Source organism: Pseudomonas sp. 14P_5.3_Bac1 (genome assembly GCF_025466135.1).
GTDB lineage: Bacteria > Pseudomonadota > Gammaproteobacteria > Pseudomonadales > Pseudomonadaceae > Aquipseudomonas.
In genome coordinates this window covers 15,699-39,924 of the sequence record NZ_JANLOF010000017.1, presented here as the reverse complement: position 1 = coordinate 39,924, position 24,226 = coordinate 15,699, and the positions used below count along the sequence as shown (strand labels likewise).

36 protein-coding genes and 1 pseudogene are annotated in these 24,226 nt (G+C 56.8%); 24 read left to right on the top strand and 13 right to left on the bottom strand.

Going from position 1 to position 24,226, the window contains the following annotated elements:
• Positions 1-45: 45 nt before the first annotated feature.
• From NTD89_RS04220 to NTD89_RS04185, 8 genes are all read right to left on the bottom strand, one after another.
• Positions 46-594: a hypothetical protein gene (locus NTD89_RS04220; protein ID WP_262206555.1), complete on the bottom strand. Its 549-nt coding sequence runs from the start codon at positions 592-594 to the stop codon at positions 46-48.
• Positions 591-1,205, bottom strand: coding sequence for a recombination protein NinG (locus NTD89_RS04215; RefSeq protein ID WP_262206554.1), 615 nt, complete (start codon positions 1,203-1,205; stop codon positions 591-593). Before NTD89_RS04215 ends, NTD89_RS04220 begins: the two co-directional genes overlap by 4 nt.
• Positions 1,202-1,717, bottom strand: a complete 516-nt coding sequence (locus tag NTD89_RS04210; RefSeq protein WP_262206553.1) for a hypothetical protein — start codon at positions 1,715-1,717, stop codon at positions 1,202-1,204. Before NTD89_RS04210 ends, NTD89_RS04215 begins: the two co-directional genes overlap by 4 nt.
• Positions 1,714-2,511, bottom strand: coding sequence for a hypothetical protein (locus NTD89_RS04205; RefSeq protein WP_262206552.1), 798 nt, complete (start codon positions 2,509-2,511; stop codon positions 1,714-1,716). Before NTD89_RS04205 ends, NTD89_RS04210 begins: the two co-directional genes overlap by 4 nt.
• Positions 2,498-3,427: a helix-turn-helix domain-containing protein gene (locus NTD89_RS04200; RefSeq protein WP_124417342.1), complete on the bottom strand. Its 930-nt coding sequence runs from the start codon at positions 3,425-3,427 to the stop codon at positions 2,498-2,500. Before NTD89_RS04200 ends, NTD89_RS04205 begins: the two co-directional genes overlap by 14 nt.
• Entirely contained in the window at positions 3,424-3,768 is a 345-nt protein-coding gene (locus NTD89_RS04195; protein WP_177416152.1) for an HNH endonuclease, read from the bottom strand. Before NTD89_RS04195 ends, NTD89_RS04200 begins: the two co-directional genes overlap by 4 nt.
• A gap of 242 nt (positions 3,769-4,010) precedes the next feature.
• Complete coding sequence (locus NTD89_RS04190) at positions 4,011-4,628, bottom strand: hypothetical protein (RefSeq protein WP_124417341.1); 618 nt, start codon at positions 4,626-4,628, stop codon at positions 4,011-4,013.
• A gap of 50 nt (positions 4,629-4,678) precedes the next feature.
• Positions 4,679-4,912, bottom strand: a complete 234-nt coding sequence (locus tag NTD89_RS04185; RefSeq protein ID WP_073842711.1) for a hypothetical protein — start codon at positions 4,910-4,912, stop codon at positions 4,679-4,681.
• A gap of 103 nt (positions 4,913-5,015) precedes the next feature.
• Here NTD89_RS04185 and NTD89_RS04180 point away from each other — a divergent pair, with 103 nt between their 5' ends.
• From NTD89_RS04180 to NTD89_RS04105, 16 genes and pseudogenes are all read left to right on the top strand, one after another.
• Complete coding sequence (locus NTD89_RS04180; protein WP_124417340.1) at positions 5,016-5,750, top strand: helix-turn-helix transcriptional regulator; 735 nt, start codon at positions 5,016-5,018, stop codon at positions 5,748-5,750.
• Between the two features lie 20 nt (positions 5,751-5,770).
• Positions 5,771-6,352 (top strand): DUF4236 domain-containing protein, encoded by a 582-nt coding sequence (locus tag NTD89_RS04175; protein WP_124417339.1) that lies wholly within the window; start codon positions 5,771-5,773, stop codon positions 6,350-6,352.
• An 81-nt stretch (positions 6,353-6,433) separates the two neighbouring features.
• Positions 6,434-7,585: pseudogene (locus NTD89_RS04170) on the top strand (IS3 family transposase).
• A gap of 213 nt (positions 7,586-7,798) precedes the next feature.
• Positions 7,799-8,017: a hypothetical protein gene (locus NTD89_RS04165; RefSeq protein ID WP_124417338.1), complete on the top strand. Its 219-nt coding sequence runs from the start codon at positions 7,799-7,801 to the stop codon at positions 8,015-8,017.
• A 192-nt stretch (positions 8,018-8,209) separates the two neighbouring features.
• Positions 8,210-8,701 carry a hypothetical protein gene (locus NTD89_RS04160; RefSeq protein ID WP_256660680.1) on the top strand — a complete coding sequence of 164 codons (492 nt, stop codon included), beginning with the start codon at positions 8,210-8,212 and terminating at the stop codon, positions 8,699-8,701.
• A 63-nt stretch (positions 8,702-8,764) separates the two neighbouring features.
• Complete coding sequence (locus tag NTD89_RS04155) at positions 8,765-9,067, top strand: hypothetical protein (protein ID WP_124417337.1); 303 nt, start codon at positions 8,765-8,767, stop codon at positions 9,065-9,067.
• Positions 9,068-9,228: 161 nt separating this feature from the next.
• Positions 9,229-9,669 carry a septation protein IspZ gene (locus NTD89_RS04150; protein WP_262206551.1) on the top strand — a complete coding sequence of 147 codons (441 nt, stop codon included), beginning with the start codon at positions 9,229-9,231 and terminating at the stop codon, positions 9,667-9,669.
• Between the two features lie 222 nt (positions 9,670-9,891).
• The gene (locus NTD89_RS04145; RefSeq protein ID WP_124417335.1) at positions 9,892-10,158 is read left to right on the top strand and encodes a hypothetical protein; all 267 of its coding nucleotides are present in this window, start codon (positions 9,892-9,894) and stop codon (positions 10,156-10,158) included.
• Positions 10,136-10,366 carry a hypothetical protein gene (locus NTD89_RS04140; RefSeq protein WP_124417334.1) on the top strand — a complete coding sequence of 77 codons (231 nt, stop codon included), beginning with the start codon at positions 10,136-10,138 and terminating at the stop codon, positions 10,364-10,366. Before NTD89_RS04145 ends, NTD89_RS04140 begins: the two co-directional genes overlap by 23 nt.
• Positions 10,363-10,590, top strand: a complete 228-nt coding sequence (locus NTD89_RS04135) for a hypothetical protein (RefSeq protein ID WP_262206550.1) — start codon at positions 10,363-10,365, stop codon at positions 10,588-10,590. Before NTD89_RS04140 ends, NTD89_RS04135 begins: the two co-directional genes overlap by 4 nt.
• A gap of 54 nt (positions 10,591-10,644) precedes the next feature.
• The gene (locus tag NTD89_RS04130) at positions 10,645-11,775 is read left to right on the top strand and encodes a hypothetical protein (protein ID WP_262206549.1); all 1,131 of its coding nucleotides are present in this window, start codon (positions 10,645-10,647) and stop codon (positions 11,773-11,775) included.
• Between the two features lie 55 nt (positions 11,776-11,830).
• Entirely contained in the window at positions 11,831-12,811 is a 981-nt protein-coding gene (locus NTD89_RS04125; RefSeq protein ID WP_124417331.1) for a RecT family recombinase, read from the top strand.
• Entirely contained in the window at positions 12,808-13,476 is a 669-nt protein-coding gene (locus tag NTD89_RS04120) for a lambda exonuclease family protein (RefSeq protein WP_124417330.1), read from the top strand. Before NTD89_RS04125 ends, NTD89_RS04120 begins: the two co-directional genes overlap by 4 nt.
• Positions 13,477-13,478: 2 nt before the next feature.
• A complete protein-coding gene (locus NTD89_RS04115; protein WP_124417329.1) occupies positions 13,479-13,721 on the top strand; it encodes a hypothetical protein in 243 nt (80 codons plus the stop codon).
• Positions 13,718-14,188: a hypothetical protein gene (locus tag NTD89_RS04110; RefSeq protein WP_124417328.1), complete on the top strand. Its 471-nt coding sequence runs from the start codon at positions 13,718-13,720 to the stop codon at positions 14,186-14,188. The genes NTD89_RS04115 and NTD89_RS04110 overlap by 4 nt, the downstream gene beginning before the upstream one ends.
• Before the next feature lie 69 nt (positions 14,189-14,257).
• Positions 14,258-14,743: a hypothetical protein gene (locus tag NTD89_RS04105; protein WP_124417327.1), complete on the top strand. Its 486-nt coding sequence runs from the start codon at positions 14,258-14,260 to the stop codon at positions 14,741-14,743.
• 46 nt (positions 14,744-14,789) lie between these two features.
• Here the strand turns inward: NTD89_RS04105 and NTD89_RS04100 are convergent, their stop codons facing one another.
• Positions 14,790-15,017: a hypothetical protein gene (locus NTD89_RS04100; protein WP_124417326.1), complete on the bottom strand. Its 228-nt coding sequence runs from the start codon at positions 15,015-15,017 to the stop codon at positions 14,790-14,792.
• Positions 15,018-15,751: 734 nt separating this feature from the next.
• Between NTD89_RS04100 and NTD89_RS04095 the strand changes: the two genes are divergently transcribed.
• The 3 genes from NTD89_RS04095 (at position 15,752) to NTD89_RS04085 (ending at position 17,499) form a co-directional block, all read left to right on the top strand.
• Positions 15,752-15,907 carry a hypothetical protein gene (locus NTD89_RS04095; RefSeq protein WP_164487929.1) on the top strand — a complete coding sequence of 52 codons (156 nt, stop codon included), beginning with the start codon at positions 15,752-15,754 and terminating at the stop codon, positions 15,905-15,907.
• Between the two features lie 809 nt (positions 15,908-16,716).
• On the top strand, positions 16,717-17,031 hold the full coding sequence (locus tag NTD89_RS04090) for a hypothetical protein (RefSeq protein WP_262206548.1): 315 nt from the start codon (positions 16,717-16,719) through the stop codon (positions 17,029-17,031).
• A gap of 165 nt (positions 17,032-17,196) precedes the next feature.
• Entirely contained in the window at positions 17,197-17,499 is a 303-nt protein-coding gene (locus NTD89_RS04085) for a hypothetical protein (RefSeq protein ID WP_315975602.1), read from the top strand.
• A gap of 28 nt (positions 17,500-17,527) precedes the next feature.
• Here NTD89_RS04085 and NTD89_RS04080 read toward each other — a convergent pair whose 3' ends face one another.
• The gene (locus NTD89_RS04080) at positions 17,528-18,247 is read right to left on the bottom strand and encodes a hypothetical protein (RefSeq protein WP_262206547.1); all 720 of its coding nucleotides are present in this window, start codon (positions 18,245-18,247) and stop codon (positions 17,528-17,530) included.
• 102 nt (positions 18,248-18,349) lie between these two features.
• Here NTD89_RS04080 and NTD89_RS04075 point away from each other — a divergent pair, with 102 nt between their 5' ends.
• On the top strand, positions 18,350-19,381 hold the full coding sequence (locus NTD89_RS04075) for a hypothetical protein (protein ID WP_262206546.1): 1,032 nt from the start codon (positions 18,350-18,352) through the stop codon (positions 19,379-19,381).
• 59 nt (positions 19,382-19,440) lie between these two features.
• On the opposite strand, the gene NTD89_RS04070 is transcribed toward NTD89_RS04075, so the two are convergent.
• Complete coding sequence (locus NTD89_RS04070) at positions 19,441-19,626, bottom strand: hypothetical protein (protein ID WP_262206545.1); 186 nt, start codon at positions 19,624-19,626, stop codon at positions 19,441-19,443.
• Between the two features lie 79 nt (positions 19,627-19,705).
• On the opposite strand from NTD89_RS04070, the gene NTD89_RS04065 reads away from it, so the two are divergent.
• The 3 genes from NTD89_RS04065 (at position 19,706) to NTD89_RS04055 (ending at position 22,932) form a co-directional block, all read left to right on the top strand.
• Positions 19,706-21,379 carry a DNA cytosine methyltransferase gene (locus tag NTD89_RS04065; RefSeq protein ID WP_262206544.1) on the top strand — a complete coding sequence of 558 codons (1,674 nt, stop codon included), beginning with the start codon at positions 19,706-19,708 and terminating at the stop codon, positions 21,377-21,379.
• A gap of 528 nt (positions 21,380-21,907) precedes the next feature.
• Complete coding sequence (locus NTD89_RS04060) at positions 21,908-22,219, top strand: DUF4406 domain-containing protein (protein ID WP_262206543.1); 312 nt, start codon at positions 21,908-21,910, stop codon at positions 22,217-22,219.
• Complete coding sequence (locus NTD89_RS04055; protein ID WP_262206542.1) at positions 22,216-22,932, top strand: hypothetical protein; 717 nt, start codon at positions 22,216-22,218, stop codon at positions 22,930-22,932. The genes NTD89_RS04060 and NTD89_RS04055 overlap by 4 nt, the downstream gene beginning before the upstream one ends.
• Before the next feature lie 56 nt (positions 22,933-22,988).
• Here NTD89_RS04055 and NTD89_RS04050 read toward each other — a convergent pair whose 3' ends face one another.
• Together NTD89_RS04050 and NTD89_RS04045 are read right to left on the bottom strand one after the other, a co-directional pair.
• The gene (locus NTD89_RS04050) at positions 22,989-23,186 is read right to left on the bottom strand and encodes a hypothetical protein (RefSeq protein ID WP_106577987.1); all 198 of its coding nucleotides are present in this window, start codon (positions 23,184-23,186) and stop codon (positions 22,989-22,991) included.
• Between the two features lie 125 nt (positions 23,187-23,311).
• Positions 23,312-23,626 (bottom strand): hypothetical protein, encoded by a 315-nt coding sequence (locus NTD89_RS04045; RefSeq protein WP_106577986.1) that lies wholly within the window; start codon positions 23,624-23,626, stop codon positions 23,312-23,314.
• 151 nt (positions 23,627-23,777) lie between these two features.
• Between NTD89_RS04045 and NTD89_RS04040 the strand changes: the two genes are divergently transcribed.
• Positions 23,778-24,107, top strand: coding sequence for a hypothetical protein (locus NTD89_RS04040; protein ID WP_262206541.1), 330 nt, complete (start codon positions 23,778-23,780; stop codon positions 24,105-24,107).
• Positions 24,108-24,226: the final 119 nt, after the last annotated feature.

The window sequence follows — 24,226 nt, the reverse complement described above, 5'->3', positions numbered from 1 at the left end:
AGCTGATGTCGTACAGCTCATCTGTCCAGTTCATTGCTGCGGCAATTACGATGCCATGACGTTCTCCATAAGCCCCTCGGCGTCAAGGATCTCTTGAGCGACCATCAGCGCCTCATTCAGCTGGCCATCCAAAGAATTTCGTATGGATGAACGCCAACGATACCGAGTTGAATCTGGCTTGCCGTCATTGTCCCAATTGGCAATGTCATACCAGGCCGCAGGGAGCACCGTGGCGGAACGCTTGCCTTCGGCACCGGCCACCTGTGGAATCGCCCAAGTCAGGACTGCACATTCACGGAAGCGCTTCGGCGCCGGCGTCTTTACCGAGTTGAGCAACTCCAAAATAGCGCCGTGTTTTCGCTCCTGGTGCGTCGAGTACTTCGCCACGAGTACGCGCCAATGCGCCGGGGTGAGCGCCTTGTGCAGCCGGCCGAACACCCAGCAGTCTTGGAGAAACGCCGCCTCCTTGCCGACGATCTCCCCCTTCTGCTTGGCGCACTGCACCTTGGGCTCGAAGTCGCAGCCGCCGGCGGAACCGATAGTCTCGGCCGCAAGGGCGCGCACTACTGCTGAAACAACGTTGCGATAGGTCATGCGGCTTCCCCTTTTTTCAGCTCTCTGGTCTTTGCCCGGTAGTCGGCGGTCATCGCCTTCAACTCTTCGACGGTGTACTTCTTGGCCTCATGAGGACCTTCCAGCCACTCCAGAGCCTCGGCGCCGATACGCTTCACCAACTCAATCCGGTAATTCACGATGTTCCCGGAAAGCCGGGTATTGCACGGCGAACACTGGCGGTGGCAGTTCATCGGCTCGAAGCGCAGCGCCGGATTACTCCCCACCGTCCGATAATGGCCTGCGTCATACTTGCCCTGGTGGTGCCGGCCGCAGCTGACGCACGGCAGCGCCGCATCACGGGCGCGCACCCAGGCGTTGAAGGCCTGCTGTGTGTCCTTGAGGTGATCCGCCCTGCTCTTCAGCTTCTCCTTCCGGACCTTGATCTCGCGGCGCCCTACTTCTGCCAAGGCTTTCCCAGCGATCGCTCGGCCCTTCTCGGATTTGCCGTATGCGATAGCGCACTCGATCTCCCCGCACACAGCCTGCGATTCTCTGGAGCGCGTGAACATTACTCGGCACTCTGGGCAGCGTTTGCGCCGCGGTCCGCCGGACGTGAGCGGGGTCTTGCGCTGTAGTGGGGTGCGCTTCATGCGGCCTCCTTGAATGCTTCGAACTCCGCCATTTCGGTCAGGCGCTCTTCCGTGAGCGTCGGCCAGTCATGCAGCACCAGGTACGCGCAGCACTGGCGCCAAAAATCTTGGAATGTCTCCTCCCCCATCGAATCGTAGGAAAGGCTGCGGGGTGTTTTGCGGGTGAGCTGGCCCAGCCCAGGGATGTCGAACGCTTCCTCGTCGCAGTACACGCCAGACTCCAACTGCAGAGCCTTGATCGCGTCGTGGGACTGCTTGCCGGAGAACCGATCGATGTTCTGGCTCAGCACCCGACCAAGGCCGTGAACTAAGCCGTTGAACCGTGGATTGCGCGGTTGCTTGAGGTCGGCGCGGATCTTCGTGTTTATCCGGAAATCCCGCTCGCGAAGGATTGACCGGTCAGCATCGGAGGAAGGCACGAACGCGGCGACATCCTTGCCCGTGGCCGGATCGACGAGGCGGCGCAGGACCAGGTACACAGGCATTGGGCGGGGTTTCGCTGGCTTGGTCATTGCACTGCCCTCTTCTCTTCCAGATCCTGCGCCTGCTTGATCAACAGCGCGCGGCGATCCGCCAACTCATTGGCAGCGTCAATCCGCATTTCGAGCTTGCGCTCTTCGCTGGCCTTCCGCATTTCCAGCATTGAGTTCTTCACGATCTCGAGCTTTGCGCGCAGCAGCGGCTTTGGCCGGGTGACGGTGCCTGTGAGCAGTCCCGCAATCGCACGGCCATCCTCGGTAACTGGAACAATGCTCAGGTCAGCCAAGTACTTCTGGCCGTGCTCTTGGGGAATGCGCTTCAGCTCCATCGCCTTGGTCACAGCCTGCACACGCCGGTTAGCGTCGAAGCCCACGGATACGTGCCAGTTGACCGGCTTCGCATCTTCGCGAGCCTGGCCCACGAACCGCTGGTAAGCGTCGATGAACGCCATGCGCGCGCCGATTTTGTCGCCGCCATCCAAGATGGGTTTCGCGGCTGCCAGGGCCAGCTGGATCTCGTCGGTCAGCACTACAGTTTCAAATTCATCGTTGGTGGTCATGGCGATGGCCCAGGCCTCGTCCTTGCCCGGGCGCCCGTCGGAGGACTGGACGCGTTTCAGGATGTCGGCCATCGCCAGCTTGCCCTTCACCTCGAAGCGGCAAGCCTTCAGTGCGCCTTTCACGACAGGCACCGGATACGCACAGAGGTCTTCAGCCATCATCGCGGCAGTGCCCGGGTTCATTTCCTGGCCCATGGCCTCGGCGGTGGCGCAGATGGCGGCGGCCAGCCCGGCAACCTGCTGGTCATTCATTTCAAAGGTATTCATTGCGGTCACCTGCTTGGCGTTTGGCCAGGACCATCTGGGCGGCCTGCTCCGCTGCGGAGTGGTTCGCCTCAGTTCGCTCCATCTGGCGGGCGGTGGTGCCGTTGATGCGCTGCCCGGTCACCCACTGGGTGTGATAGCTCTCGGCGTTGGCCAGCAGCTCGTTGAGGCTGTGGCACTTGCGCAGCACAGCGGCATCGCTGGTTTTCAGGAAGTGGGCGGCGACGTGGTGGGCGACATCGGCGCCGAGGCGGTCGACCAGTTGGCCGAGCTGGCCGCCGACTTTGGCGTTCCATACCGGCCAGGCGCCGTAGCGCTTGCGGTAAGCCATCGCGTAGTTCGCCCAGACCTTGAAGGTTTTGCAGGTCTGGTCTTTGGGGCCCGGCATGTCGGCGGGAATCTCGACCCGGGGAGTATCGGTGCGGTCAACCACCAGCACCAAGCCACGGGACTGAGCCGGCAGAACCGCGGCGGGAGCCGGGGGTGTAATTGGTTCAATGACGGGTTCCATGACTGGTTCAAGAGAGTTACTGATTCTGGGTGCAGCTGCTGCACTACCCCCTGGTGCAGGAGATTCACTAGGGGGTGAACCTGCTGCACTACCCGGGTGAATCTTCTGCGCTACCCCTGGTGCAGGAGGTGCACCACCCCCGTCGAGGGTCAGGAAGTAAACGTTCGACGAATTCCCCTTTGGGCCACCCTTCCGGATTTCCTTGCGCAAAAGTCCCGCCTCACACAGGGCGGTGATGTGGTTCATAACAGAGCGCTTGCTGATCTCGCACTGATCGGCGATGTGCTGATAGGACGGCCAGCACTCGCCTACGTCGCTGGCGTTGTCGGCCAACTTGATCAGCACCAGCTTACGCAGTGGATTACCGACGCGAAGTTTCATCGCGGCGACCATAAGGCCCATGCTCATGCTGCACCTCCGGCGAACGCGCGGAAATCAATCGTCCGCACGCCCTTCCAGCTATTGCAGGACATGCAAAGGGTCTGGAGGTTGCCCAAAGAAGCCTCTCCACCTTGGCTCTCAGGTAAGACTTGATCAGCCCTCAAGCGCATCAGCACCGAACAGCCGCAGCGCAGGCAAGCGTGACCATCGCGAGCGAATATTTGCGCGCGCAGTCCAGAAGGGACGGGTTTCTTTTTCGTCCGGCGCCGAGGCAGGAGTACGGTAGGCTGGAGGGCGGTGACGTGGCCCATGCGATTCGGATTCCACTCCAGCGCCTTTACTTGGTTAATCGTGACGGTGTATTGCATGTCAAGCCGCCAGCTCAACTGAATGAGGGCTAATGCGCGCCACGTTTTCAGATTGCGAAAAGCGTGGCGCGAGATTGTTGAGGCTATTGATCGATTGGCTTGTGCTATGCATATAATTGGCCTCACAGTGTGTTAACAAACCAGCCGACCTCGACCGTCGGCTTTTTTGTGCCTGGGTTTCAGATCCGCTTAATTCATAGTGCGAACCCGATGGGCACCGATTTCCGCGCATGCGCGGGAATTCAGGAAACAGATTTCAAATTTCGTTGTGCCGAAGCGAGCAATTGCTCCGCGCGGCGCCCCAGCTCCCCCGCCTTCGCCTCAACCTGGCGGCACTGCTTGGCGAACGCTGGCAGATGCGGCAGGTCTTGCTCGCACATCACCTGGTCATCAAACACTTCACTGCCGGTGTCGATCACATCGCCCAGCGCGCGGATCAGCGCACCGAAGCTTTTGTTCGCGCATTGGTCGCTAGTCATCTGACGGGCGCCGGTCAGACCGTGGCGGCTTGCCAGCTCGTTTACGCAGTGGTCGCGGAATTCAGGCTCAAGGGCGTTGACCCATGACTCTTCCAGCCAGGACGGCATTTCTTGGTCTCCGGACAGCCAGCGCTGTACACGCTTGAGCCAGCGGCCGGTCGCCTTCACAAACTCATTTACGTCGGCGGTCAGTTCCGCAGAGTTGAAGTCAGGAACGTCTTTCTTCTGGGCGCGCTCCGGGATCGACAGGTGCAACTCGCGGCTCAAAGCCTGGGCGAAGTCGTCCTGGCTCAGACTGGTGCGTGCAATCTGGTTTGCAGCGTGGGCGACCAAAACCTGATCACGGGTTTGTATGGTGTGTCTGGAACTGGACGTTTGCATGGGGCCTGCTCTCTTCTAATCTGGCTTCAATGGAACGGCGGACTGGGATGTCAGGCGGCAGAAGCAAGCTCTGGCCAGATCAAATTCCAATCAGCGGGGCGTAACGACCGGCGACTTAGGGCGCCTGCCGATTCACGCTCAAGCGAAACCGCAAGCGCAGCGGAGGCTTGCTTGTTCCCGTAGGCAATTTGTTTCAGGTAGCCGCGAGAGGTCCCGGTGCGCTCGACGGCATCGTCGGAGGCGCTTTTGAGCCACTCCAAAAGCTGGGTGTGCTTAGTTCGCATCACGGTTCTCCTCTGTGACGCGCAATTATTACCGCACGGTAACCACTTAATCAATACCTAATGGTCATTTACCAATGAGTAATGACCCGTAGAGAATCGCAAGATGGATATTCGCGAAGTGCGCAGGCACAACCTAAAAAAGCTGATGGACACCGAATACGGAGTTGGCGCTCGCGGCGCACAGTCGCGCCTCGCAGAAAAGCTAAAGAAGCCTCAGAACTTCATCTCCAGATGTCTTTTTGAGCGGAAAAAAAACGGCGCAAAAACCATTGGAGAGGACTTCGCACGGGAAATAGAAAGCGAATTCGGCCTCGCCAGATACGCGCTAGATGCACCGATTGGTGAAGGCCACGCCACGGAGAGCAGCGCGATTCCTATTGATACGCGAAGAAAGTCTCAGGACGCCAACTTCATAACCATCCCCCAGCTCGATGTAGCTGGCTCGATGGGGGCCGGAAGAGTGCCGCCTGACCATATTGAGGTGATCAGAGATATTACCGTTCACCTTGACTGGCTTAAGACTCAGGGTTTGTCGTATTCCAAGCTAGAGAACCTGGCCATCATCGATGGCGATGGTGACAGCATGGAGGGCACGTTCCGTAATGGCGACGCCCTGCTAGTAGATCGCGGCATAACCGAGATCCGAACCGATGCGATCTATGTCTTCACGCTTGAGGGCGAGCTTTTCATTAAGAGGCTTCAGCGCCTGACAGGCGGCTCCCTGCGCATGATTTCAGACAACCCTGTGTACCCAGCAATCATGATCGAGGGGGATATGCTCGCCAAAGTGCATATCCAGGCTCGCGTTCTGCTTGCCTGGAATGCTCGCAAGCTATAACGACCACAAGGAGGTGGTGAATGGGTATGAGATTTCAAAAGCGGATTCAAATACTCCCCTGGGTTTGGCTAAACATCAGCAAGTCCGGCTTCAGCTTTTCGTTTGGTCCGCCAGGGCTGATCATCAACAAGAGCAAGAAGGGAGTGAGGGTCACTACCGGCCTTCCAGGGACAGGCCTATCAGCTAGCCATCTGATCAAAGGCGAGCCCGCCAACGAGCAGGAACATGAGCGAGCCCTGGCGGAGGCGCTGGCGAGCGCTGATCAAACAATAGCTGATCTAGATGTTCTTCTTTCCGAATGCAGATTCGGTGGCTGGCTGGAAAACTACCTGGATCCTGACAGCTACGCTGCTGACCCTATGTACGGCAGAGCGGTTATTGCTGCCCTAACAGGGAAGCACCTAAGCGCAGCTTTTGTTGCTCGCCATCTGAATGTGGGCATTGCTCGCGGCAAAAAGCTCGTCGAATTGATGGAGGCTGATGGAATTGTTCCAGAGGAGCCTGGCTCGATTAGCCCGAAGTCGCCGCTGGATATTGTGGCACTTAGAGAGTCTTTTGATAGGTACGAGGCGGAATCTGGTGAATGGCAGTCCGCGCACTGAGTTTGGAGCCCTAAATGTCTGAATCGCCCCGGGTTTCGTAGACACCTCCATGCCTTAAAATGAGGCCAATCAGGAGGTGCCATGAGCAACCCGCGTTATCCCGAAGAATTCAAAATCCAAGCAGTCAAATCAAGTGACCGAAAAGAAGCTGCCTGTCGCTGAGGTAGCGGCCCGTCTCGGCGTGTCGACGAATAGCCTCTATGCCTGGATAAAGCGCTACAGCAAACCTCAAGAAGAACGGCAGCAGGATGATGATCAGCACGCTGAGCTACGTCGTCTGCGAGCGGAACTCAAGCGGGTGACTGAGGAGCGAGACATATTAAAAAAGGCCGCCGCGTACTTTGCCAAGGAGTGCGGTTGAAGTACGCCTTTATCAAACAGCACGAGGGCGACTATTCGATTCGACGGCTTTGCATGACGCTGAAAGTCCATTCCTGTGGGTATTACGCCTGGTTGTCTGAGCCGCAATCTGCACGCGCCAAAGACGGCCAGCGACTGCTGGGTTTGATCAAGCATTCCTGGCTGGAGAGCGGCGGCGTTTATGGCTATCGCAAAATCCACGACGATCTGCGCGAGGTCGGAGAGGATTGTGGTCGTCATCGTGTGGCGAGGCTGATGCGTCTTGAAGGTCTGCGTTCTCAGACAGGTTATCGACGCCCCCCTGGAAAGTACGGCGGTAAGCCAGCGGTCGTCTCACCCAATTTGCTGAAGCGCCAGTTCGATGTTGTGGAACCCAACAAGGTTTGGGTAACCGACATCACGTACATTCGTACGTATGAAGGCTGGTTGTATTTGGCGGTGGTACTGCATCTGTATTCTCGGCAGGTCGTTGGCTGGTCAATGAAGTCGCAGATGACCAGTGATTTGGCTATTGATGCGTTGTTGATGGCGGTTTGGAGGCGTAAACCGAAGCAAGAGGTGATGGTTCATTCCGACCAAGGCAGCCAGTACAGCAGCTCCGATTGGCGCAGCTTTTTGGAGGCAAACAATTTGATTGCCAGCATGAGCCGCCGAGGCAACTGTCATGACAACGCCGTGGCGGAGAGCTTTTTCCAGCTTCTGAAACGGGAACGAATCAAGCGAAAAATCTACATCACGCTGGAAGATGCTCGGAGTGATGTGTTTGATTACATCGAGATGTTCTACAACGTAAAACGCCGCCATGGTTTCAACAATCAGCTGTCACCGGTAGAGTTTGAAAAGCGTTACGCAATGAGCTTGCACGGTGTCTAGAGAATCCGGGGGCGATTCAACCAGCGCACCGCCGCTGATGTCAGACAAGCAACTGGCCCAGGCGATCGCAACTTCCCTCTGACAGCCACTTCCTAGCCGTCCACGGCGCCGGCCTTCTTGTATCTGCCTTGCCCTTCAGCAATCTGGCGATCAGCGGCCATTACTCCGCATTCCCATGCACTAAAATCGAACTGAGCTATGGAGGGAATGCCCATGGAAAAGTCGAAAACCGCAGAAGAGATTAGAGCGCTTCTGCTCTCGCAGCGTCCTGACCTGAAAGACGAGCTTGCGAAGATTTCAGACCTTGAGCTTCTGCAGTGCTTGCTCCGAGCTTACCAATGCGCGATTGATATTAAACAAGCGGACTTGGTGGAGGTCGAGAAGCGCCTGGACGAGGTTGCGAGGGCGCTGTTCTCCCCGGTGCCACACTGACATCACCGCCCCTACGGCATCAGCCCTACCAATCTGAATTCGCAGCCCGCCACCGAGCGGGCTTTTTTGTGGGCGCCACAAATTAATTACCATACGGTATTGACTTGATTTATTACCACCCGGTAATGTTCACCCATCGCAGCGACTCACAGCCACTGCGAAGGGCATCACAGCCCGCCGCTCTTTAACAACATGCGCCATACACGATTACCGGCGAATCGCTGGGAGGTCAGCCCCGGCTATCACCTGTGGGGCGAGAGGAAGTCAGGTGAACAAAACGCGCTGCCACTACTGGTGACCGGCGACAGACAGGCCCGAAAGCCTGCCAACGATGGGATACCCCATACGGCTGTCGAGGTGTTGACCGAACTGGCGAATGACCTGGTAAGCGGCGCGGGAAGCACCCACAGATTTACTGATGCCGCTTCGATGAGGCGGCATTGGAAATCAACGGAGGGCAACTCGATGTTCAACATGGCAACCATGGCGGCTGACGAATGCCGCGAAGACTCGTCTGCACTGGCTTATCGCGACTGGCTGAACAGGGCTGGAAATGTGCTCGGGCATTACGTCGCTGAGGGCTCGCAGGAAGAAAGCGACCTTTTCGATTTGTATTCGGATGGCTGCATGCCGCGCGAGGCGGTGACTGAATTGCGTGCGCAACAGGCACTGACTGCTGCGTGACGGACATTTTCACTGATGCCCATCCAGAGCGGTGGGCATCGGGAAAATAACCGGAGCATGACCATGAACAAAGAACAGATTTACGACGCTCAGATCAGCCCGCTCATGCGGCAGGTCATCGCGATCTGTAAGGAACACGGCATCGCGATGATGGCGAGCTTTTCCATTGGCCACGATGGCGACGGCCCGAACGGTGAAGACTGCTCGAATTTGACGTGCAACACGCTGCTGCCTGATGGAGCTGGCGAGCCATACCCTGTTTTTGCACAGGCGAACGCATTGATCCGCCGTAATGGACGGCCGGCTCCGCTGACGTTCACCGCGGAACACGGCGACGGCTCCAAGACCATGACGGCAGTTATCTGAACAACCAGCGCGACGATAGCCTGTCGTTAAATGCCCGGTCACCTGCATGACAAAATTTTCGTACTTTATGGAGCCAATACAATCTAGTAGCTTAGAACTGAAATCCTAAACGTGAAACGGCATACCGCCGCTGCATGATGAACACCTTAAGGTCTCGTAGAATGAGTGTGACAAAAAATTGGCTGAGTCTGTCCTTTGCGCTTTTGTGGCGCGCGTTTCTATTGTTCCAAATTTTCGGTTTGGTATTTGGTGTACTGCTTGGAAAACTCCTACTGCCTAGCTCATTCGTCATATTGATTAAGCCTACAATTTTGTACGGATCATTAGCTCTGGTAGTAGTTATCGCTGAAGCCGGTTTCAAGCTCAATCTACTTCAATGCATTTTCGGAAAACGTTTAAATCTGTCAAAACCACAATGGCGCATGTGTGCACTTTCACTGGCGTTGCTTTTCGCAACTATGGCAGTGTTGAACGTTGCGGTCGCTTTTTCCACGCCATTTGATTTGTGGCTTCACTACAAAGTTTTCGGCAGTCCGGTGATATTTGTGGCTGGCATATTCGCTATTTCTTGGATTGCCATCAGCACGACCAGCATTCACTAGTAATAGCACCTCCCCTAGTGGTGGCTGACTGCTCTGAACAGGGCCTCAGCTCCACCATTCCTACAGCAATGCATTGAGGACTCCCTGTCCTCTCATATCAATCCGATTTTTCGGATTCCCACCTCTACCCGTCAGCACTCCTCCCCCGCGCCCATCGGCAACCAGCGGGAGGCATGAGTGTTGACGAATACAGGTGAACAACCCGCCACCTTGGAGGTGACCATGCACCACAGCATCCAATCACGCCGCGAAATTGTCGACGGTTTGCGTCAGCGCTCTCGTATCGCCACTGCCGACTTCTACCGGCTGATTGGGCGGCCGGAGCCCGTGGTCCACTTCAGGATGACAGTGAAGCCGGCGGGACGTGACTTCTTCCATGTGGTTGATACCCGGACCGATAAAGTGATGGGTTTCCGCCGCGATCACAACGAAGCCTGCGCCCTCGCCCGGAGCCTGGAGACTCGCCATGCCAACCAGCTACGCGGATAGCGCCCAGGCCAGGGAATCCGACAGGCGCTGGGATTTACCGAATTTCGGGAAGAAACAGCACGTCGACATGTTCCACGAGTACACGGCTGACGAGCTTGCTGAGCGCGAGGCTCGGCGAATCAAAAATCGCGCTAGCCTCAAGCTGCGCATAGGTGCCGCCATGGCTCATATGGAGCTTATCTGCCCGCCAGTAGGTAGTGTTGAATGAACGTAGCACAGAGAGACCATCAGATAGCCGTGGCCTGGATAGACGCCGAGATCGAAAACCTTCTCCACGACGTAGGAAAGCCCAACGCGAGTGCGGCCGCAAGGTCATGCATCACCCTGGCGTTCATGCTGCGTGCCATCGACGAAGCTGAGCACCGCCATTACCAAGCGTGTATCGACAAGATCTTTGCCGACTACAACACCTCGCGTGCTTCCGCCGCATAACTCCAATCACTCCCACTACTTTCAATGCTGCGCCTGGCGCGGCGAGGGATCGTCATGTCCAAAAATACCAACCAAGCACCCGCACAAGAATCGCTTGAAGCGAGCAAAACCAATGAATCCAAGAAGTCCGTTGCCCCCGCTGTCGCCGTCACCGACATCGCGGAGTATCGGCCGCACGAGGAGCAAATCGTTCGCCTAGAGACAACCTACGGGAAACTGGTGGTTGACTGCTCGACCAGCGAAGGCTTGGCGAATGCAAAGGAGGTTCGCGTCGATATACGCGACGTGCGTTATGCCCTGGCCAACACCACCAAAACGGCACTGGCTCCCTACCAGCAGGCGGTTAAAGACGCCCAGGCTCGCGTCAACCAAGTAAAGGAGTTCGGCGAGACGCTGAAAGATCGAGTCTTGGCAGTCGAGACTCCTGTTGACGAAGCAATCAAGGCCGAAGAAAAACGCGTAGCTGATGCCAAGGCAGAGCGCGAGCGTATCGAAGCGGAGCGTGTCGAAGCCATCCGGGCCAAGATTACCCGCTTCAGCTCTGTCGCTGCCGCATACGCAAGCCGCAGCGCTACGGACGTCGCAAGCGTTCTTCAAAGTGTCAAAGACTCGGTGATTCTTCCCGAAGAATACGGCGAATTTGAAGCCGAAGGCACCATTGCTCGCGATAACGCCATTGAGCAGCTTGAAACGCTTCACAGGGCTGCAGTTGACCGTGAAGAGGCTGCCGCCAAGCTGATGGCCCAGCAGAAAGAGCTCGACGAGCTGCGCGAGAAGCAACGTATCGCCGACGTTGAGGCTGAGGAGCTGCGCATACAGCGCGCCGAAGAAGACCGTCAGCGCTTGAAGAAACAGCAGGACGAGCTGGACCAGCAGCGCCGTGACATGGAAGCGCAGCAGCGCCAGCAGCGTGAACGTGACGCGCAGTATCAGCGCGACCAGGAAGAGCTGGCCCGTCTGCGCGCCCAGGCTGCTGCGCCCGCTCCAGCAGTAGCTGTCGTTGCGGCCCCAGTGATTACTGACCCAGCACAAGCGTTTGTAGCGGCAGCTGATCCGGCCCCAGCGGTGGACGAACTCGCTGACTCGAGCATTCCAAGCGCCAGCGAAGTGATCGAGGTCGTAGCCATGGCCTTCTGCGTCACCAATGACGAGGCCTCTGCCTGGCTGCGTGCCATGTCGTTCTAAAGAACCCTGAAGCCACCCCGGAGGCCGACCAAAGTCGTCGGCTATGGAGTTAGCAATGAACGCCCAAACCCAAATTTCTACCGTACCAATGGACACCAGCCCGACAGGGCTGATCCTCAACCGCGACAGCATGCAGTCGATGACTGAGCTCGCGGGCATCATGGCTGGGGGCAAAACCACCCTGCCGAAACACTTTCACGGCAATACTGCCGACTGCATGGCAGTGATCATGCAGTCCATGCAGTGGGGAATGAACCCATTCCAAGTCGCGCAGAAGACCTTCATCGTCAACGGTGGCCAACTGAGCTATGAAGCCCAGCTGGTCAACGCGGTCATCACGACGCGAGCCCCGACCATTGATCGAATCCATTACGAGTGGTTTGGCGACTGGGACAAGATCATTGGCAATTTCCGCGAGATTGAGAGCAAAAAACAAACGGATGACCACGGGCAACCGAAGAAGTACCGCGTCCCAAACTGGAACATAAATGACGAGAAAGGGTTGGGCGTCCGCGTTTGGGCTACGTTCGTGGGCGAGGATACCCCGCGCGAACTGACCACTTTGATGACTCAGGCACGAACCCGGAACTCGACGCTGTGGGCAGACGATCCGAAGCAGCAGATCGCCTACCTGGCCCTCAAAAAATGGGCTCGCCTGTACTGCCCTGACGTGATCCTTGGCGTATACACCCGCGAAGAACTGGACGACGGCTATACGCTGCCAGAAACAGACGTTACCCCGAGAACTACCAGCGAAAAGCCTGCTGACGTAGGTGCCGCCTCAGTACCCCAGGGCGACACTACAGAAGCGACTTCCGACCTTTTCGAACAGCTGAAAAAAATCGCTCAAGAGCAGGGCATTGAAGGCTATGAAAAAGCTTGGAAAGCACTGAAACCACAACAGCGCGGCGCCATTGGCGTGACCCGTCACGGCGAACTGAAGGCCATTGCACAAACCATCGACGCCGAGTTCACAACTGTCAGTGATAGCGCCGAAGCTGCCGCCGGCGTCGATAGTCAGGACGGTGCTCAATGAACGCCTCTGTAGACCTCCAGCGCACCGAGCAGTGGCATCAGGATCGCAGCGGGCGACTCACCGCCAGCCGATTCAAGGATGTTATTGCATGGGGCGACCGTGACAAACACGGCAAACGCAAGCCGCTTGCGGCCCGCACCACCTACATGCGCGAGTTGGCTTTTGAGCGCCTGGCAAACCGATCGAAACATTCGGTCAGCAGCAAGTCGATGGCCTGGGGAACCGAGGTTGAGCAGTCGAGCCACGACTTCTACGAAATCCTGACTGGTAATAGCGTCATCAAGTCGGGCTTCGTCGTTCATCCAAAATACGACTGGCTGGGCTGTTCGCCGGACGGCTTGATTGGCGAGGACGGGGGTCTTGAGTCGAAATGCCCATTCAATGAGGCCGTCCACGTCCGCACCTGGCTCGAAGGCATGCCCGAGGAACATAAGCCGCAGGTTCAGGGCTGCATGTTCGTCACGGGCCGAGAGTGGTGGGATTTCCTATCGTTCGATCCACGCCAGGATGAAGACTGCCGGCTGTATATCGAGACCATCGAGCGCGATGAGGAGTACATCACGATGCTTCATCAGGAGCTCGTCCAGTTCAATCTGGAGCTTGGCAGGATGGTTGATGAAGTAGCGGACAAAGCCCGGGCGCAAGCCCATCGCCTAGGAGCCTGATCATGATCAGTAACCTGAAATCAGACATCGAGTTTCGGCACGAGAAAGCGCTGGAGCTTTCCAGTCAGGTCCGTCAGCACCTGGCCGCCGGCGGCAAGTTCACAATCGGCAAGAGCCCGGCGATCAATCCAGCCCCGGCGAAGCGTTCGGAATTCGTCGATCCGACAACCATCCTCAAGCGCCGCAAGCCGCTCATCACCCGGGCCGAGCGTGAAGCGCTGCGCAAACTCGCGGAGGCATTATGAGCAAACGCAAGCCCCATAACCTGCAGGCGCGCATCGCCCGGTCGTGCCGCTCGCTGCTGGCATCCAACCACGTCGCAGTGGTCAACATCGACCCCAGCGGCCGACAGGGCATGATCAATTACAAATCGCTGAAGAACATCGCACCAGGGAAGATTGGCCAGGCCGTCTGCGGTATCCCCCACCGGTGGACGATCTATCTCAGCGCGCTTTGCATCGACGCCCGCGGTGACCGGTACAACAAATCGGTGGAGGTAGCGCCCGATGGCGTCTACCTCTCCGATCATCTGGAAGACGTGATCGAGCATTGCTACAAGAAGCTGCGCGACGAGGCCAATCAAAGCCAGATGGTAGCGTCGGGCTGGATTGCCATTCCTGAAGCGATGTCGCTGGACGAGGCCCACGCGGCGCGCATCTTCGAAGCAGTCGGCGCCTGGCACCAGGTGAAGGTCGATTCATGCGCCGCATAGCCCGCCCCCAGCAACGCAAACGTCAAACCTGGCTCGCACTGCCGGCCAGCGGAATAGAAGAGGTAGGCCATGGCAGCCGGACAGAAGGAGCGAACCGCCAAGCTTGCCGAGAAACGGCAGGAGCTGGGCGAGCAGGAATTGCGGCACACGGTACCGTACGGCACCCGGCAGATGCTCGACGAGTTGATGCTCTGGCATGAGATTGAGGAAATCGGCGAGGCGATGCAGCTGCTGGTGTTGAATGGCGGGGCCGAAGAACTGCCGCCGGCGCCTCCGAAGATCAAAGGGCCTTCCGACATCATCCGGCATTACTTCCGCCAGGGAATGCGTGACCGACTGGAAGCGCTCACCTTCGGACTTGGAGAGACGAAAGTTCGAACTACCGTTTGGCGACTGATTGCACATGCCCACTCATTGGGGGCCGAAAGGTCCGCCTTGTACTTCAAAATTGTGCGCCACGATTTCGAGATATCTGAAAACGTGGCGCACAAACTACTACAGGCCGGATTCGCTGAGTCGCTACAAAGAAACGCCGAAGACGATGGTGACGATTAGCCCACATTACTCACTACAACAGTAAAGGCAGGCGAAAAGCTTTTGCTTATACTGAGCGACGACCAGCTCTGATAAAGGCGCGGCTCCAGAGCGCCACGACACCGATTATGAACGGTGGCCAGACGATCAAGGCGCCCTCGTGGATGTCGCAGATGTCTTCTAAATCTATTTTATTGGAAATACCGAGCGATAGGATCAGGATGCCCAAGACCAGCGCAAGCCAACCAATCATCCGCAACGTTTTCTCCAACAAATCGATTTGCGCTTCGTGCATGCGAATCCTTGGTCTGGTCCTATGCCGGTCATCCGTAATGATCCGTATCAACAATATCATCCCAGCAACGCCCTATCGCGCGATCTATTCTGAATAATCGCCAATCTCGTCTGTATATGTCGCCAGATCGACGATCTGCCGCAAACAAATGACGATATCCAGTTTTTATGGTCCTCGGGTAGTCCAATCCATTTGAGCATCATTCGAGCATCCTCCTCGATAGCTGCGAGCGCAACAATATCGCTTTGCAGTCTCATGCATGCCTCCTGCCAGGGTGCAATGTACATAGAGACAAATAGTCCACAAACCTAAATCACGCCAGCTGCGAGGCAGACGAACGCTTGGAGATAACGCATGAGCAACTACATGTAAAGGAACGCCGCATTGCCCTGAGTAGCCATTGCCATCTACTGGGATGTAAACGTACGCCCTAAAATGCGCAGCTCGCCAATCTGAGTCAAGTCCGCCAAATGGGCTCCGATGATGCCCTCCAGCAGCTGCGGCTATCACGTAGGCTTGACGCTCAGCGCCACTAGTGAACTGTGTGTCCGCTAGTGGCGCCTAGAAGAGTACGGATACCGCGCTCCTCTCCAGCGCCACGGTTGCCAAGGCACCTCCAAGGAGGGTCGGCCCGAATAGGTTGTCTAGGACGAGCGCCTGAGCGCGCGGTGGCGCGGTGGAAAGAGCATTGCCCCCAATATCATCGGTCAGGAGAATGTATGGGAGCGTCGTACATGAACTCCGACGCACTTTGCGTAAGCAGCGTTTCTCACCTAGAACTGGACGGCGCGATCTATTTCAACCTGAGTTTCCGGTTTGAGGGTGGCATCGAGCAGATTAAGTGTGCTGCCAAGATCCTCGGCAGCGAGTTTGAAGTAGGGATTATTTAACCGAGCGTTTCTGGACGAACTGGTCGACGATTTCTCTCCCGCGCAAAGCGGCTGCCGCGAGACTTTTTAACATGGCCTTGTCAGCAAAACAAATTCGCACACCGTCTGCTGTTAAGACTTCAATCCGCAACTCCGTCAGAACAAGATCGCAATCGGCAACGCAAGCTAAGTCAACCTTGGCCGTCGTGCCATCAGGGTATGCGAGATCAATAGGCCATTCTCGATCTACTAGAACCAAGTCACTCCCCTCAATACGGCCACATGCTGCTCATGCATAATCCTCGTAATATCAAGGAATTACGCCAATTGAATTTGATCATCTAGCTGATTGTGCTCTACGGCTTCGTGCTGATGACCTCTGAATTCCCATAGGAGCTGAAAGTAGATTAGCGCCGACTCAACGTCGGTCCGGCTCTCAAACTGCTCTGCATGTTTAGGATCGGCACAAAGACGCCTATTTCCATCACCACTTTTCGCTTCGCTGTAAAACACTTCGCCACTAGGGCTCGTGATTTTCAAAATCCATCTCATACCACCTCCCCGTTCGTGAGCGTCAGTCACTCATCTCTAACTGCTTCAACAGAGACTAACTTTGGTTAAGCGAGGTTCCCCCTGTGTCCGCACAAAAAAATAAACACTCCTTCGATTTCAAAACCCAACACAGACTCGGGTAAGGCCTACCACATCGTGGAGCGCTGCACCGGCAAGGTGAAGGGCTTCCGCTGGACCTGGAAGGAAGCAAGCAACCTGGCTCAGGCGCTGGAATCGCGAGCCGATGGCGTCAAGGTGACGCTCTCAGGTGGTGCGCAATGATCGGCGTGCCAATGCCCAATCCGCGGGATGCAATCATCGACGACCTGAACCGGCAGTTGGACGCCTTCTTCGGTGCCGGCAAGTCCGCTCAGGTAATCCCGAATGGCGTGGGTGTCGACGGCCCATTCAACGGCACCACGGCGCACCACGAACGCCTGCGGAAAGAACGCGACAAGTTGGCCCCGGCGATGCGCGCCGAAGCAGCCAAGGGCGTGGTCGCCAGCGTGGCAGCAAAGAACCTGGGCATGTACATCAAGCGCGTCACGCTGATCGCCCAGGAGAACGGCTTCAAGTTCGTAGACACCCCATGAAGCGCATCAGCAACCAGGTGCGACAGCGCCGGCGCCAGGCATGGCTTGATTTGCCAGCACATGAAATCGAAGAGGTAGGCCATGGCCTAGGAAGAGCAACAGTCGACGGCGGAGGCGCTGAAGCAGCGCCGCAAGCGCAGGAAGACAGCGGCAAAGGACGCTGCCTTGGGCGTCGAAAAATTTACGGTTGAGGTCGCAGGAGTATTTAAGAAAGACCTGAAGCGCCTGATGATGCAGCACGACTTCAACAATCAGCAGGAAGTGTTTCAGAACCTGCTGCGCAACGTGATCGCCGCCGACTTCGAAACGGCGGCGCAGATGCTCAAGTGTGTCACGACACCTTTTGTTGTTACTGAGGAGGCGTCGCAAATCATCAGGGCCGCCGGGCTGCTGCAATTGGCAAAAGACCCTGATGAACCTGGTGACGAGCTCACACTGCCTCAGAATGTAGAAAGCATTTCCCCTTAGACGTAGGAATTACGAGAATACAGCTCAATTACTTGAAGAAACTCGCTGGGCCTTTCGGAAGAACTTCTTCATTGAGAATCTTATCACTTATTTTTTTAATCTTCCCTTTAACCATCTCTTGAGCGTGCTCTAAAAGCTCAATAAACCACAACTCCTTATCTTTGCTATGCCAAGCTAAATCTGGTTGATTAATTTCTGTATAAAGGTTAATCGGAATATCTTTCCCATGCTTCACTTTTTCCGGAATAACTAATGCAATACGTGCAAATTCAAGCCGCATAGCCCCGCTGTGCGCTGCGAAATTATGACGATATGCAATTGCCTGATCGTGAATAGCTCTATACTTTTCTTCTAACTGGTTACGTTCGAGCTTTACAGGTCTTCCATCACATTTAGAAAAACACTTACCATAAAAAGTCAGGGATGCAACAAACAGACCTTTAATAATATTAAATTTCTCCCTATCGCGATTAACACTAAACCCACCATCTTTCTTACTATCAAAATCACCAACTAGCTCCTTAATTTTACGAAGCCAAACCAGCGCACTCCTAATATCTTTCTCTATCAACGCGTATCCGGCCATATGCTCGCCAAGCCTTGATTTGATATAAACACTTTTACATGGTTTATTTTTATACTTATAAATCCTGTGAAATTTACCAGTACTTTTATCTACATAATCTACAGAACTCCAATCGCTTGGCATTTTTTTTATATTTACAGCGATCAAGCCTGCGAGCTTCATTTGGACGACATCCCTTCTTTCCGTTTTGACACATCAGACACGAACCCCAACCAAATTGCCACCACCGGTCCCGGAGGGCGGCGCCTGACTGGAGACAATCCAATGCAAATTCAACGCGAAGGTCGCGTGTCGTTCGGCGAGGCGCGCCTGGCTGTGTGGGAGGAAGGTATTCCTCGCGAGTGGGACGCCAAGGTGATCTGGGAGCGCAAGTTCAAGCGCGAAGTGTTCAAGCGGATCATTCAAACGCTCAATCGTATCGGATGGACCGTCGGCGAGCAGACCCACATCTTCACTGGCAACAATTCACGCCATTGCGTGAAAGGCGATCTGCAAGCCGACCTCAAGATCTGCGGGCGCAGCATTGAACTGGAGTTCTTCCAGGCCGTGAACACGCCGGATCGCGCTGATCATAGCGGGCGGTACCAAAGCGACAAAGAGAAGCACATGCCGTACCTGGCTCGCCTGGAAATGCAGCGTACCCGCACGCGCATTCGTGACTATCTGTGCAACGTCTTCACGGGCTACACGTTCAAGTCGTCAGATCGGAAGTGCGGTTTAGGCGGATTGACCAACATCGAGTGGATCAATGCCGACTATGTAAGCAAGCGCCGCTTCGGTCCGCCAGACATTCCCGCTGCCGATTACAACTCGGTATCAGGCGACAAGAAAACCATTCAGCATGGCTCGAAGGTTTGGACGACTGACCGCAAAGGCCGCTGGTACCAGGGCACCGCGTTCGTGAACATCAACAACATGTGGTGGGTGTCTTACGGCAAATACGGATACACCAACAAGGCGTGCTTTGAGCTATTTGTTGACCGGCCGGCAGACATCAGGACCAAGAAAAACGAGCGTGCCCGCCGCCAGCGCTTGGAAGACATGATCGCCAGAGCAGTGGCCGGGATGAACTATCGGCGGGCCGAGGTTTTGCGCGAGGTTCTTTTCCCTGAGCCTGAGCCATTGTTCATGATCCTCAACATGAAAGACGGGGTCTATTTCCGTCCCAATTACAGCGGATATACCAGTGACACGATCAGGGCTGGCAAGTACACCCGCGCGGAGCTGAAGCCTTATCTGGGCGACGCTGACGAAAAAGACGACCTGAAGGCCGTGCCGATTTCTCAGGCCGCTTGATCCGGTTCCATGCCGGTCACCCGTAATACCCCATATCAACGAACCGTGCCAGCCGCGCACTATCGCGCCAATGGCTCCGAATACTCGTCGATCTGGTTTCTGTAGCTCGCAAGATCGATTATCTGTCGCAAGCAGATCAAGACTTCAAGCTTCTGCTTGTCGTCGGGAATGCCTATCCGCTTCAGCATCGCGCGTGCGTCTTCGTCGATTGCTGAGAGTGCATCGATATCGCTTTGCAGTCTCATATCGGCCTCCTGCCAGGTTGAACTACGCAGATACCAATAGCCCACAAACTCATTTCACGCCAGCTGGCGAGGATCCCCTATGCCCGATATCACCTACGGCTCTGTGTGCAGCGGCATTGAAGCCGCGACACAGGCCTGGCACCCACTGGGCATGCGCGCCGCATGGTTCGCCGAGATTGAGCCGTTCCCCTCTGCGGTCCTGGCCCACCACTACGCCGACGTGCCGAACCACGGCGACATGACCAAGCTGCCAGCGCTGGTGCTGGCCGGAAAGATCCCGGCGCCGGACATGCTGGTCGGCGGCACTCCATGCCAGGCCTTTTCAGTTGCCGGTATGCGCGAAGGCCTTACCGACCCGCGCGGCGCCCTAACCATCAAATACGTGGAGCTTGCAGATGCAGTTGACTATGTTCGCGCCGGCCAGCGAAAGCCCGCCAGCGTTATCGTCTGGGAGAACGTCCCCGGCGTCCTCAGCGACAAAGGGAACGCCTTCGGATGCTTTCTTGGCGCGCTTGCTGGGGAAGACTGCGAGCTGCAGCCTCCAGGGAAAAAATGGCAGGACGCTGGTTGTGTGTATGGACCCAAAAGAACAATCGCGTGGCGGGTCCTGGACGCCCAATATTTCGGCCTGGCCCAACGACGCCGTCGTGTGTTCGTTGTCGCAAGTGCTCGAGACGGGTTCGATCCCGCCGAGGTACTTTTTGAGCGAGAAGGCGTGCGCCGGGATAATGCGCCGCGCCGAGGCCAGGGGCAGGACGTTACCGGAACAGCTCCTTTCGGCTCTGCGCTCCAGTGCGGAGAAGGATGTGAGTACGTCTTCCCCGAGCAGCTAGGCGCCTATGGCTGCCCGAACTGCGAGGGTGACTTTGGTCCAGCCGTATCGATGTTCGGCGGTATCCCGGCTTTTGGCGCCGGGCGCATGACCGGCTCTATCGAGAAGGCAGGCACCCTTACCCACCACGAAGGCCGCAACGATCTGGACAGCGAGACGTTTTTTGTCCAAGACAAGCCGGTCTCTGCTCTGACCGCCAACGGCGTAGGCACATGCGGCGCTGATGACAGCCAGGCGCAGGCCGGGCACTTGATCGCAGGCACACTCAACGCCAATGGCAAGGCGGCTGGTAGCGCGACAAACCAGGATGCCCAGTCGGGCCTGCTGGTGGTGCATGGCACGCAAGACCCTGGGGTCAGTGACCGTCTTGCCTTTGCCTTGGGCCGAAACAACGGAGCGGAAAACGCGGTGCTGGCATTCTCCTGCAAGGATCATGGCGCCGACGCAGGGGTGATTGCCCCTACCCTGCGCGCAATGAATCACTCAGGCAGCCACGCCAACGCCGGCGGCCAGGTCGCCGTATGCATCACTGGAGATATCACGCACACGCTGAAAGCCGAAGGGTTCGACGCTAGCGAGGACGGTACCGGGCGTGGGCAGCCACTCGTTCCAGCCTACTCGACCAAGCTTCACCACACGGCGGCTCTTGGGGCTGGCAAGTGGTACGAGGAATACACAGCCTCTCTGGACGCATGCAGCCCGCCGCCAGCCCTGCTTGCGCCCACCCAGGTTAGGCGCCTGGTCCCAGTCGAGTGCGAGCGCCTCCAAGGCATGGCCGACGACTACACCCTGATCCCCTGGCGCGGCAAGCCAGCCAGCGAATGCCCGGACGGCCCACGCTACAAGGCAATCGGCAACAGCAAGGCCGTCACCGTGGTTCGCTGGATCGGCCGGCGGCTTCTTAAACAGCTTCACTCATAGCCGCCTTTCATGTTGCGGATAATGGGGTGTGCATCACTTCGCCGGTAGACCCGCAACTTCAATCCGCCGGAGCAGGTAATCACTGAGTATTTTTCGGCGGGTGACTGTTTCTCAGCGATAACTTCTGAGCAGTCCCAGCCATAGGTATTTAAAGCATGCCAAGCCAGATCAGCCTTACTCAGATTTCGGCTGCTGTGAGCGTTGGAGAGATCGTAATTGAACTTTGAATCGTCCGCCTTCGTAGCCTCGACTGTCCGACTTACTGGAGCCGGTACAGGTACAGCCTTAGTCTCAGCCGTCACATAGGTCGAGCTACTAGATGTATGAGCGTTGTTTTTGCTTTCGAGAGCGCCCTTTCCAACGAGTACTGCCAACCCAACAGCCAAAAGAATCCCTACAGTCCTTCTCTCCATCTCTGCGGATCTCGTCCTGAAGATTGTGATCATCTCAGCTCGCGCTGCTACCCGTCCATAAATTGAAAATCTGAACCCACCCCACCGCCCGGGCATGACCCGGCCAGGACTCCCCGTGAAACGGATTTACCTCAGCGGCCCCATGACCGGCCTGCCCGGCCTCAACTTCGCGGCCGTCCACGCCATGACCACCAACCTGCGCGCCGGCGGCCACACCGTCACCAACCCCGCCGAACTGAACCCCGACGGCGGCACCTGGAACGACTGCATGCGCCGCGACATTGCCGCCCTGATGGACTGCGACACTGTGGCCACCCTGCCCGGCTGGGAGCATTCAAAGGGCGCTCGCCTGGAAGTCCTGATCGCCGAACGCCTCGGCATGACGGTTGTGAATGCCCATGATCTGGTAACGAGGGAGGCTGTATGAGCGACGTGAAGAAGTGGTACATCGGGGCGTTCGGAGGGGAGGCACAAGCAAGACCTTGCTCTCCCGCCGAATTCGAGATCATCCACGCCAGCGAGGGCCGGCTCTTTGTTCTCGCTGAAAACTACGACAGCGCCGTGCAATGCTTTCTTACTGCTGCCGAGCGCTGCGTTGCCGCTGAACGCCGGGAGAAAGAACTGCAACAGCACCTGACCGCAGCGGATGAGCAGATTGACCTGCTGTCCCCTCGCCATACCGAACAACCAGAAGGCAAGCGCGAGCGCTTTGAAAAATGGGTGATGGCAACCAAGCACCCGGTCTACGGCTTCCTCGATGGTCGATCCCTGGCCCGAGGCGATGATCGCACGGGTTACGCCGACGAGTATGTGCAGGGCCTGTGGGTGGCGTATCTGGCGTTTGGCGTCGAGCAGTTCGCTCCGGTATCGGTGGTGCCCATTCTGGAGGATCGCGAAACCCTAATCGGGTACGGTCGAAGTAGCGGCCTCGACGAAGCCTCGACGCTTTGCGCTCGCCTGGCATACGCCGCCTATTACCCGCCGGGCACACGCTTCAAGGCATTCACACCGAAGGCACAGAAAGCCCTGGGCGATCTACTGATCAAGGCGGCCAACGAGATTGCATCGCTGCCCGGCGGGCCTTACGAGCGCTTCAAGGCGCGGCAGGCAAAGACGGCCGAGTCAGCCAAATCCCGATAGGAGTACATCCGTACTCCTCTCGCGAAACGTGCATATTTCAAGACATCGCCTGCTGACTAATGGCGACTTTCCGAAGCTGCCGGGGCAGTCCTTAGAAAATCTTTCCAAGCCTCATAGGCGTAATGATGCTTCTGAGCAGACTCGAGCCACTCCGGCCCGGTCATCTGCCCAGCCGACACCAACATCATCATTTTGCTAGTGGCGGCATCGAGTTCTACGAGCAGCTCGTGGTATTTGAATCGAACGTCTTCCATACCGCTTTCCTCAAAGGCTCATCCAAGTGGGCCTCATAACGGATCTGATTAATTTGGGATCCAAAAGAGTGACAAGTCACTCGCTCCAAAGATCCACATCAGCTGATAAGCGGTTGAATTCGAAGCTAGAACGACCTTTGACGTCGCTCTTTTGGGGGAGAAGCAAGGTTGGGTACGGACTGCGTAGCTCTCTCGCGAGCAAAATCCAAGCCCCAGACCAGAGCCTGAGACATGGTCTGCGCCGGGCGATCAAGAAAACTATCTTCAAAAATCATCATTCCAGTCTGTCCGTAAACACCAACGAATAACTGGGTCTGATTGGTCTTTGACAGTCGGACTTGGATGTTCAGCAAGATGCCAGATGGAAGACGCTCATCGTGATTGCGGCAATGCAATTCAGGATCAGCCCAATTCCAGTAGATCTGACCGCGGGTACGCATGGTCCGGCCTCATTAGATGTGTGTCGCTCAAGATTACACCAACGCCGGTGGATAGCTACGCGTGGCGCCGAAGGTTCCGCATATCCGACCAAAGGTCATTAACTAATCCCTCCCCCTCACAATCAGCCGCTATAGCGGCAAGGACGAAGTCATGCCTGAAGAAATCAAATTGATCCTGCCAGCCCCGGTCGTGCGCGACGAATACGGCATGTTCGCTCACCCCGATATGCCCGACTTCGACGAGGGCGACGGTGATAAGTGCAAGGCCTGGATCGCTACACAGGGCTTGCAGGTGAAGATGGTGAGCCTCGAATACCACAGCGACGAAGCGGTCTCTGAGCGCTATTTCGAAGCAGGCGACCCGGACTGCAGCTACTGGGAGCCGGATCGGCCCGATGGCGAAGCCTGGTTCTGCCTGGCCATTCACGACACCGACGACGGTCCGGTCTGCTGGTGGGCGCGCCGTGAGGTGGCGCCATGATCGCCACCCTCTGGTTCGCCTACGTCTTCATCTACAAGGGGCCGAGGCCATGAAACGCGCGCCGCGATTGTCGCCCGCGCAATTGAAAGTGCTCGGTGTCGCAGTGAGCAGTCTTCCGA

Bases quoted from the DNA above. Each gene is read 5' to 3' on its own strand.
- NTD89_RS04220 (WP_262206555.1), bottom strand. From the start codon at position 594: ATGACCTATCGCAACGTTGTTTCAGCAGTAGTGCGCGCCCTTGCGGCC.
- NTD89_RS04215 (WP_262206554.1), bottom strand. From the start codon at position 1,205: ATGAAGCGCACCCCACTACAGCGCAAGACCCCGCTCACGTCCGGCGGA.
- NTD89_RS04210 (WP_262206553.1), bottom strand. From the start codon at position 1,717: ATGACCAAGCCAGCGAAACCCCGCCCAATGCCTGTGTACCTGGTCCTG.
- NTD89_RS04205 (WP_262206552.1), bottom strand. From the start codon at position 2,511: ATGAATACCTTTGAAATGAATGACCAGCAGGTTGCCGGGCTGGCCGCC.
- NTD89_RS04200 (WP_124417342.1), bottom strand. From the start codon at position 3,427: ATGAGCATGGGCCTTATGGTCGCCGCGATGAAACTTCGCGTCGGTAAT.
- NTD89_RS04195 (WP_177416152.1), bottom strand. From the start codon at position 3,768: ATGCAATACACCGTCACGATTAACCAAGTAAAGGCGCTGGAGTGGAAT.
- NTD89_RS04190 (WP_124417341.1), bottom strand. From the start codon at position 4,628: ATGCAAACGTCCAGTTCCAGACACACCATACAAACCCGTGATCAGGTT.
- NTD89_RS04185 (WP_073842711.1), bottom strand. From the start codon at position 4,912: ATGCGAACTAAGCACACCCAGCTTTTGGAGTGGCTCAAAAGCGCCTCC.
- NTD89_RS04180 (WP_124417340.1), top strand. From the start codon at position 5,016: ATGGATATTCGCGAAGTGCGCAGGCACAACCTAAAAAAGCTGATGGAC.
- NTD89_RS04175 (WP_124417339.1), top strand. From the start codon at position 5,771: ATGGGTATGAGATTTCAAAAGCGGATTCAAATACTCCCCTGGGTTTGG.
- NTD89_RS04165 (WP_124417338.1), top strand. From the start codon at position 7,799: ATGGAAAAGTCGAAAACCGCAGAAGAGATTAGAGCGCTTCTGCTCTCG.
- NTD89_RS04160 (WP_256660680.1), top strand. From the start codon at position 8,210: ATGCGCCATACACGATTACCGGCGAATCGCTGGGAGGTCAGCCCCGGC.
- NTD89_RS04155 (WP_124417337.1), top strand. From the start codon at position 8,765: ATGAACAAAGAACAGATTTACGACGCTCAGATCAGCCCGCTCATGCGG.
- NTD89_RS04150 (WP_262206551.1), top strand. From the start codon at position 9,229: ATGAGTGTGACAAAAAATTGGCTGAGTCTGTCCTTTGCGCTTTTGTGG.
- NTD89_RS04145 (WP_124417335.1), top strand. From the start codon at position 9,892: ATGCACCACAGCATCCAATCACGCCGCGAAATTGTCGACGGTTTGCGT.
- NTD89_RS04140 (WP_124417334.1), top strand. From the start codon at position 10,136: ATGCCAACCAGCTACGCGGATAGCGCCCAGGCCAGGGAATCCGACAGG.
- NTD89_RS04135 (WP_262206550.1), top strand. From the start codon at position 10,363: ATGAACGTAGCACAGAGAGACCATCAGATAGCCGTGGCCTGGATAGAC.
- NTD89_RS04130 (WP_262206549.1), top strand. From the start codon at position 10,645: ATGTCCAAAAATACCAACCAAGCACCCGCACAAGAATCGCTTGAAGCG.
- NTD89_RS04125 (WP_124417331.1), top strand. From the start codon at position 11,831: ATGAACGCCCAAACCCAAATTTCTACCGTACCAATGGACACCAGCCCG.
- NTD89_RS04120 (WP_124417330.1), top strand. From the start codon at position 12,808: ATGAACGCCTCTGTAGACCTCCAGCGCACCGAGCAGTGGCATCAGGAT.
- NTD89_RS04115 (WP_124417329.1), top strand. From the start codon at position 13,479: ATGATCAGTAACCTGAAATCAGACATCGAGTTTCGGCACGAGAAAGCG.
- NTD89_RS04110 (WP_124417328.1), top strand. From the start codon at position 13,718: ATGAGCAAACGCAAGCCCCATAACCTGCAGGCGCGCATCGCCCGGTCG.
- NTD89_RS04105 (WP_124417327.1), top strand. From the start codon at position 14,258: ATGGCAGCCGGACAGAAGGAGCGAACCGCCAAGCTTGCCGAGAAACGG.
- NTD89_RS04100 (WP_124417326.1), bottom strand. From the start codon at position 15,017: ATGCACGAAGCGCAAATCGATTTGTTGGAGAAAACGTTGCGGATGATT.
- NTD89_RS04095 (WP_164487929.1), top strand. From the start codon at position 15,752: ATGAACTCCGACGCACTTTGCGTAAGCAGCGTTTCTCACCTAGAACTG.
- NTD89_RS04090 (WP_262206548.1), top strand. From the start codon at position 16,717: ATGATCGGCGTGCCAATGCCCAATCCGCGGGATGCAATCATCGACGAC.
- NTD89_RS04080 (WP_262206547.1), bottom strand. From the start codon at position 18,247: ATGAAGCTCGCAGGCTTGATCGCTGTAAATATAAAAAAAATGCCAAGC.
- NTD89_RS04075 (WP_262206546.1), top strand. From the start codon at position 18,350: ATGCAAATTCAACGCGAAGGTCGCGTGTCGTTCGGCGAGGCGCGCCTG.
- NTD89_RS04070 (WP_262206545.1), bottom strand. From the start codon at position 19,626: ATGAGACTGCAAAGCGATATCGATGCACTCTCAGCAATCGACGAAGAC.
- NTD89_RS04065 (WP_262206544.1), top strand. From the start codon at position 19,706: ATGCCCGATATCACCTACGGCTCTGTGTGCAGCGGCATTGAAGCCGCG.
- NTD89_RS04055 (WP_262206542.1), top strand. From the start codon at position 22,216: ATGAGCGACGTGAAGAAGTGGTACATCGGGGCGTTCGGAGGGGAGGCA.
- NTD89_RS04050 (WP_106577987.1), bottom strand. From the start codon at position 23,186: ATGGAAGACGTTCGATTCAAATACCACGAGCTGCTCGTAGAACTCGAT.
- NTD89_RS04045 (WP_106577986.1), bottom strand. From the start codon at position 23,626: ATGCGTACCCGCGGTCAGATCTACTGGAATTGGGCTGATCCTGAATTG.
- NTD89_RS04040 (WP_262206541.1), top strand. From the start codon at position 23,778: ATGCCTGAAGAAATCAAATTGATCCTGCCAGCCCCGGTCGTGCGCGAC.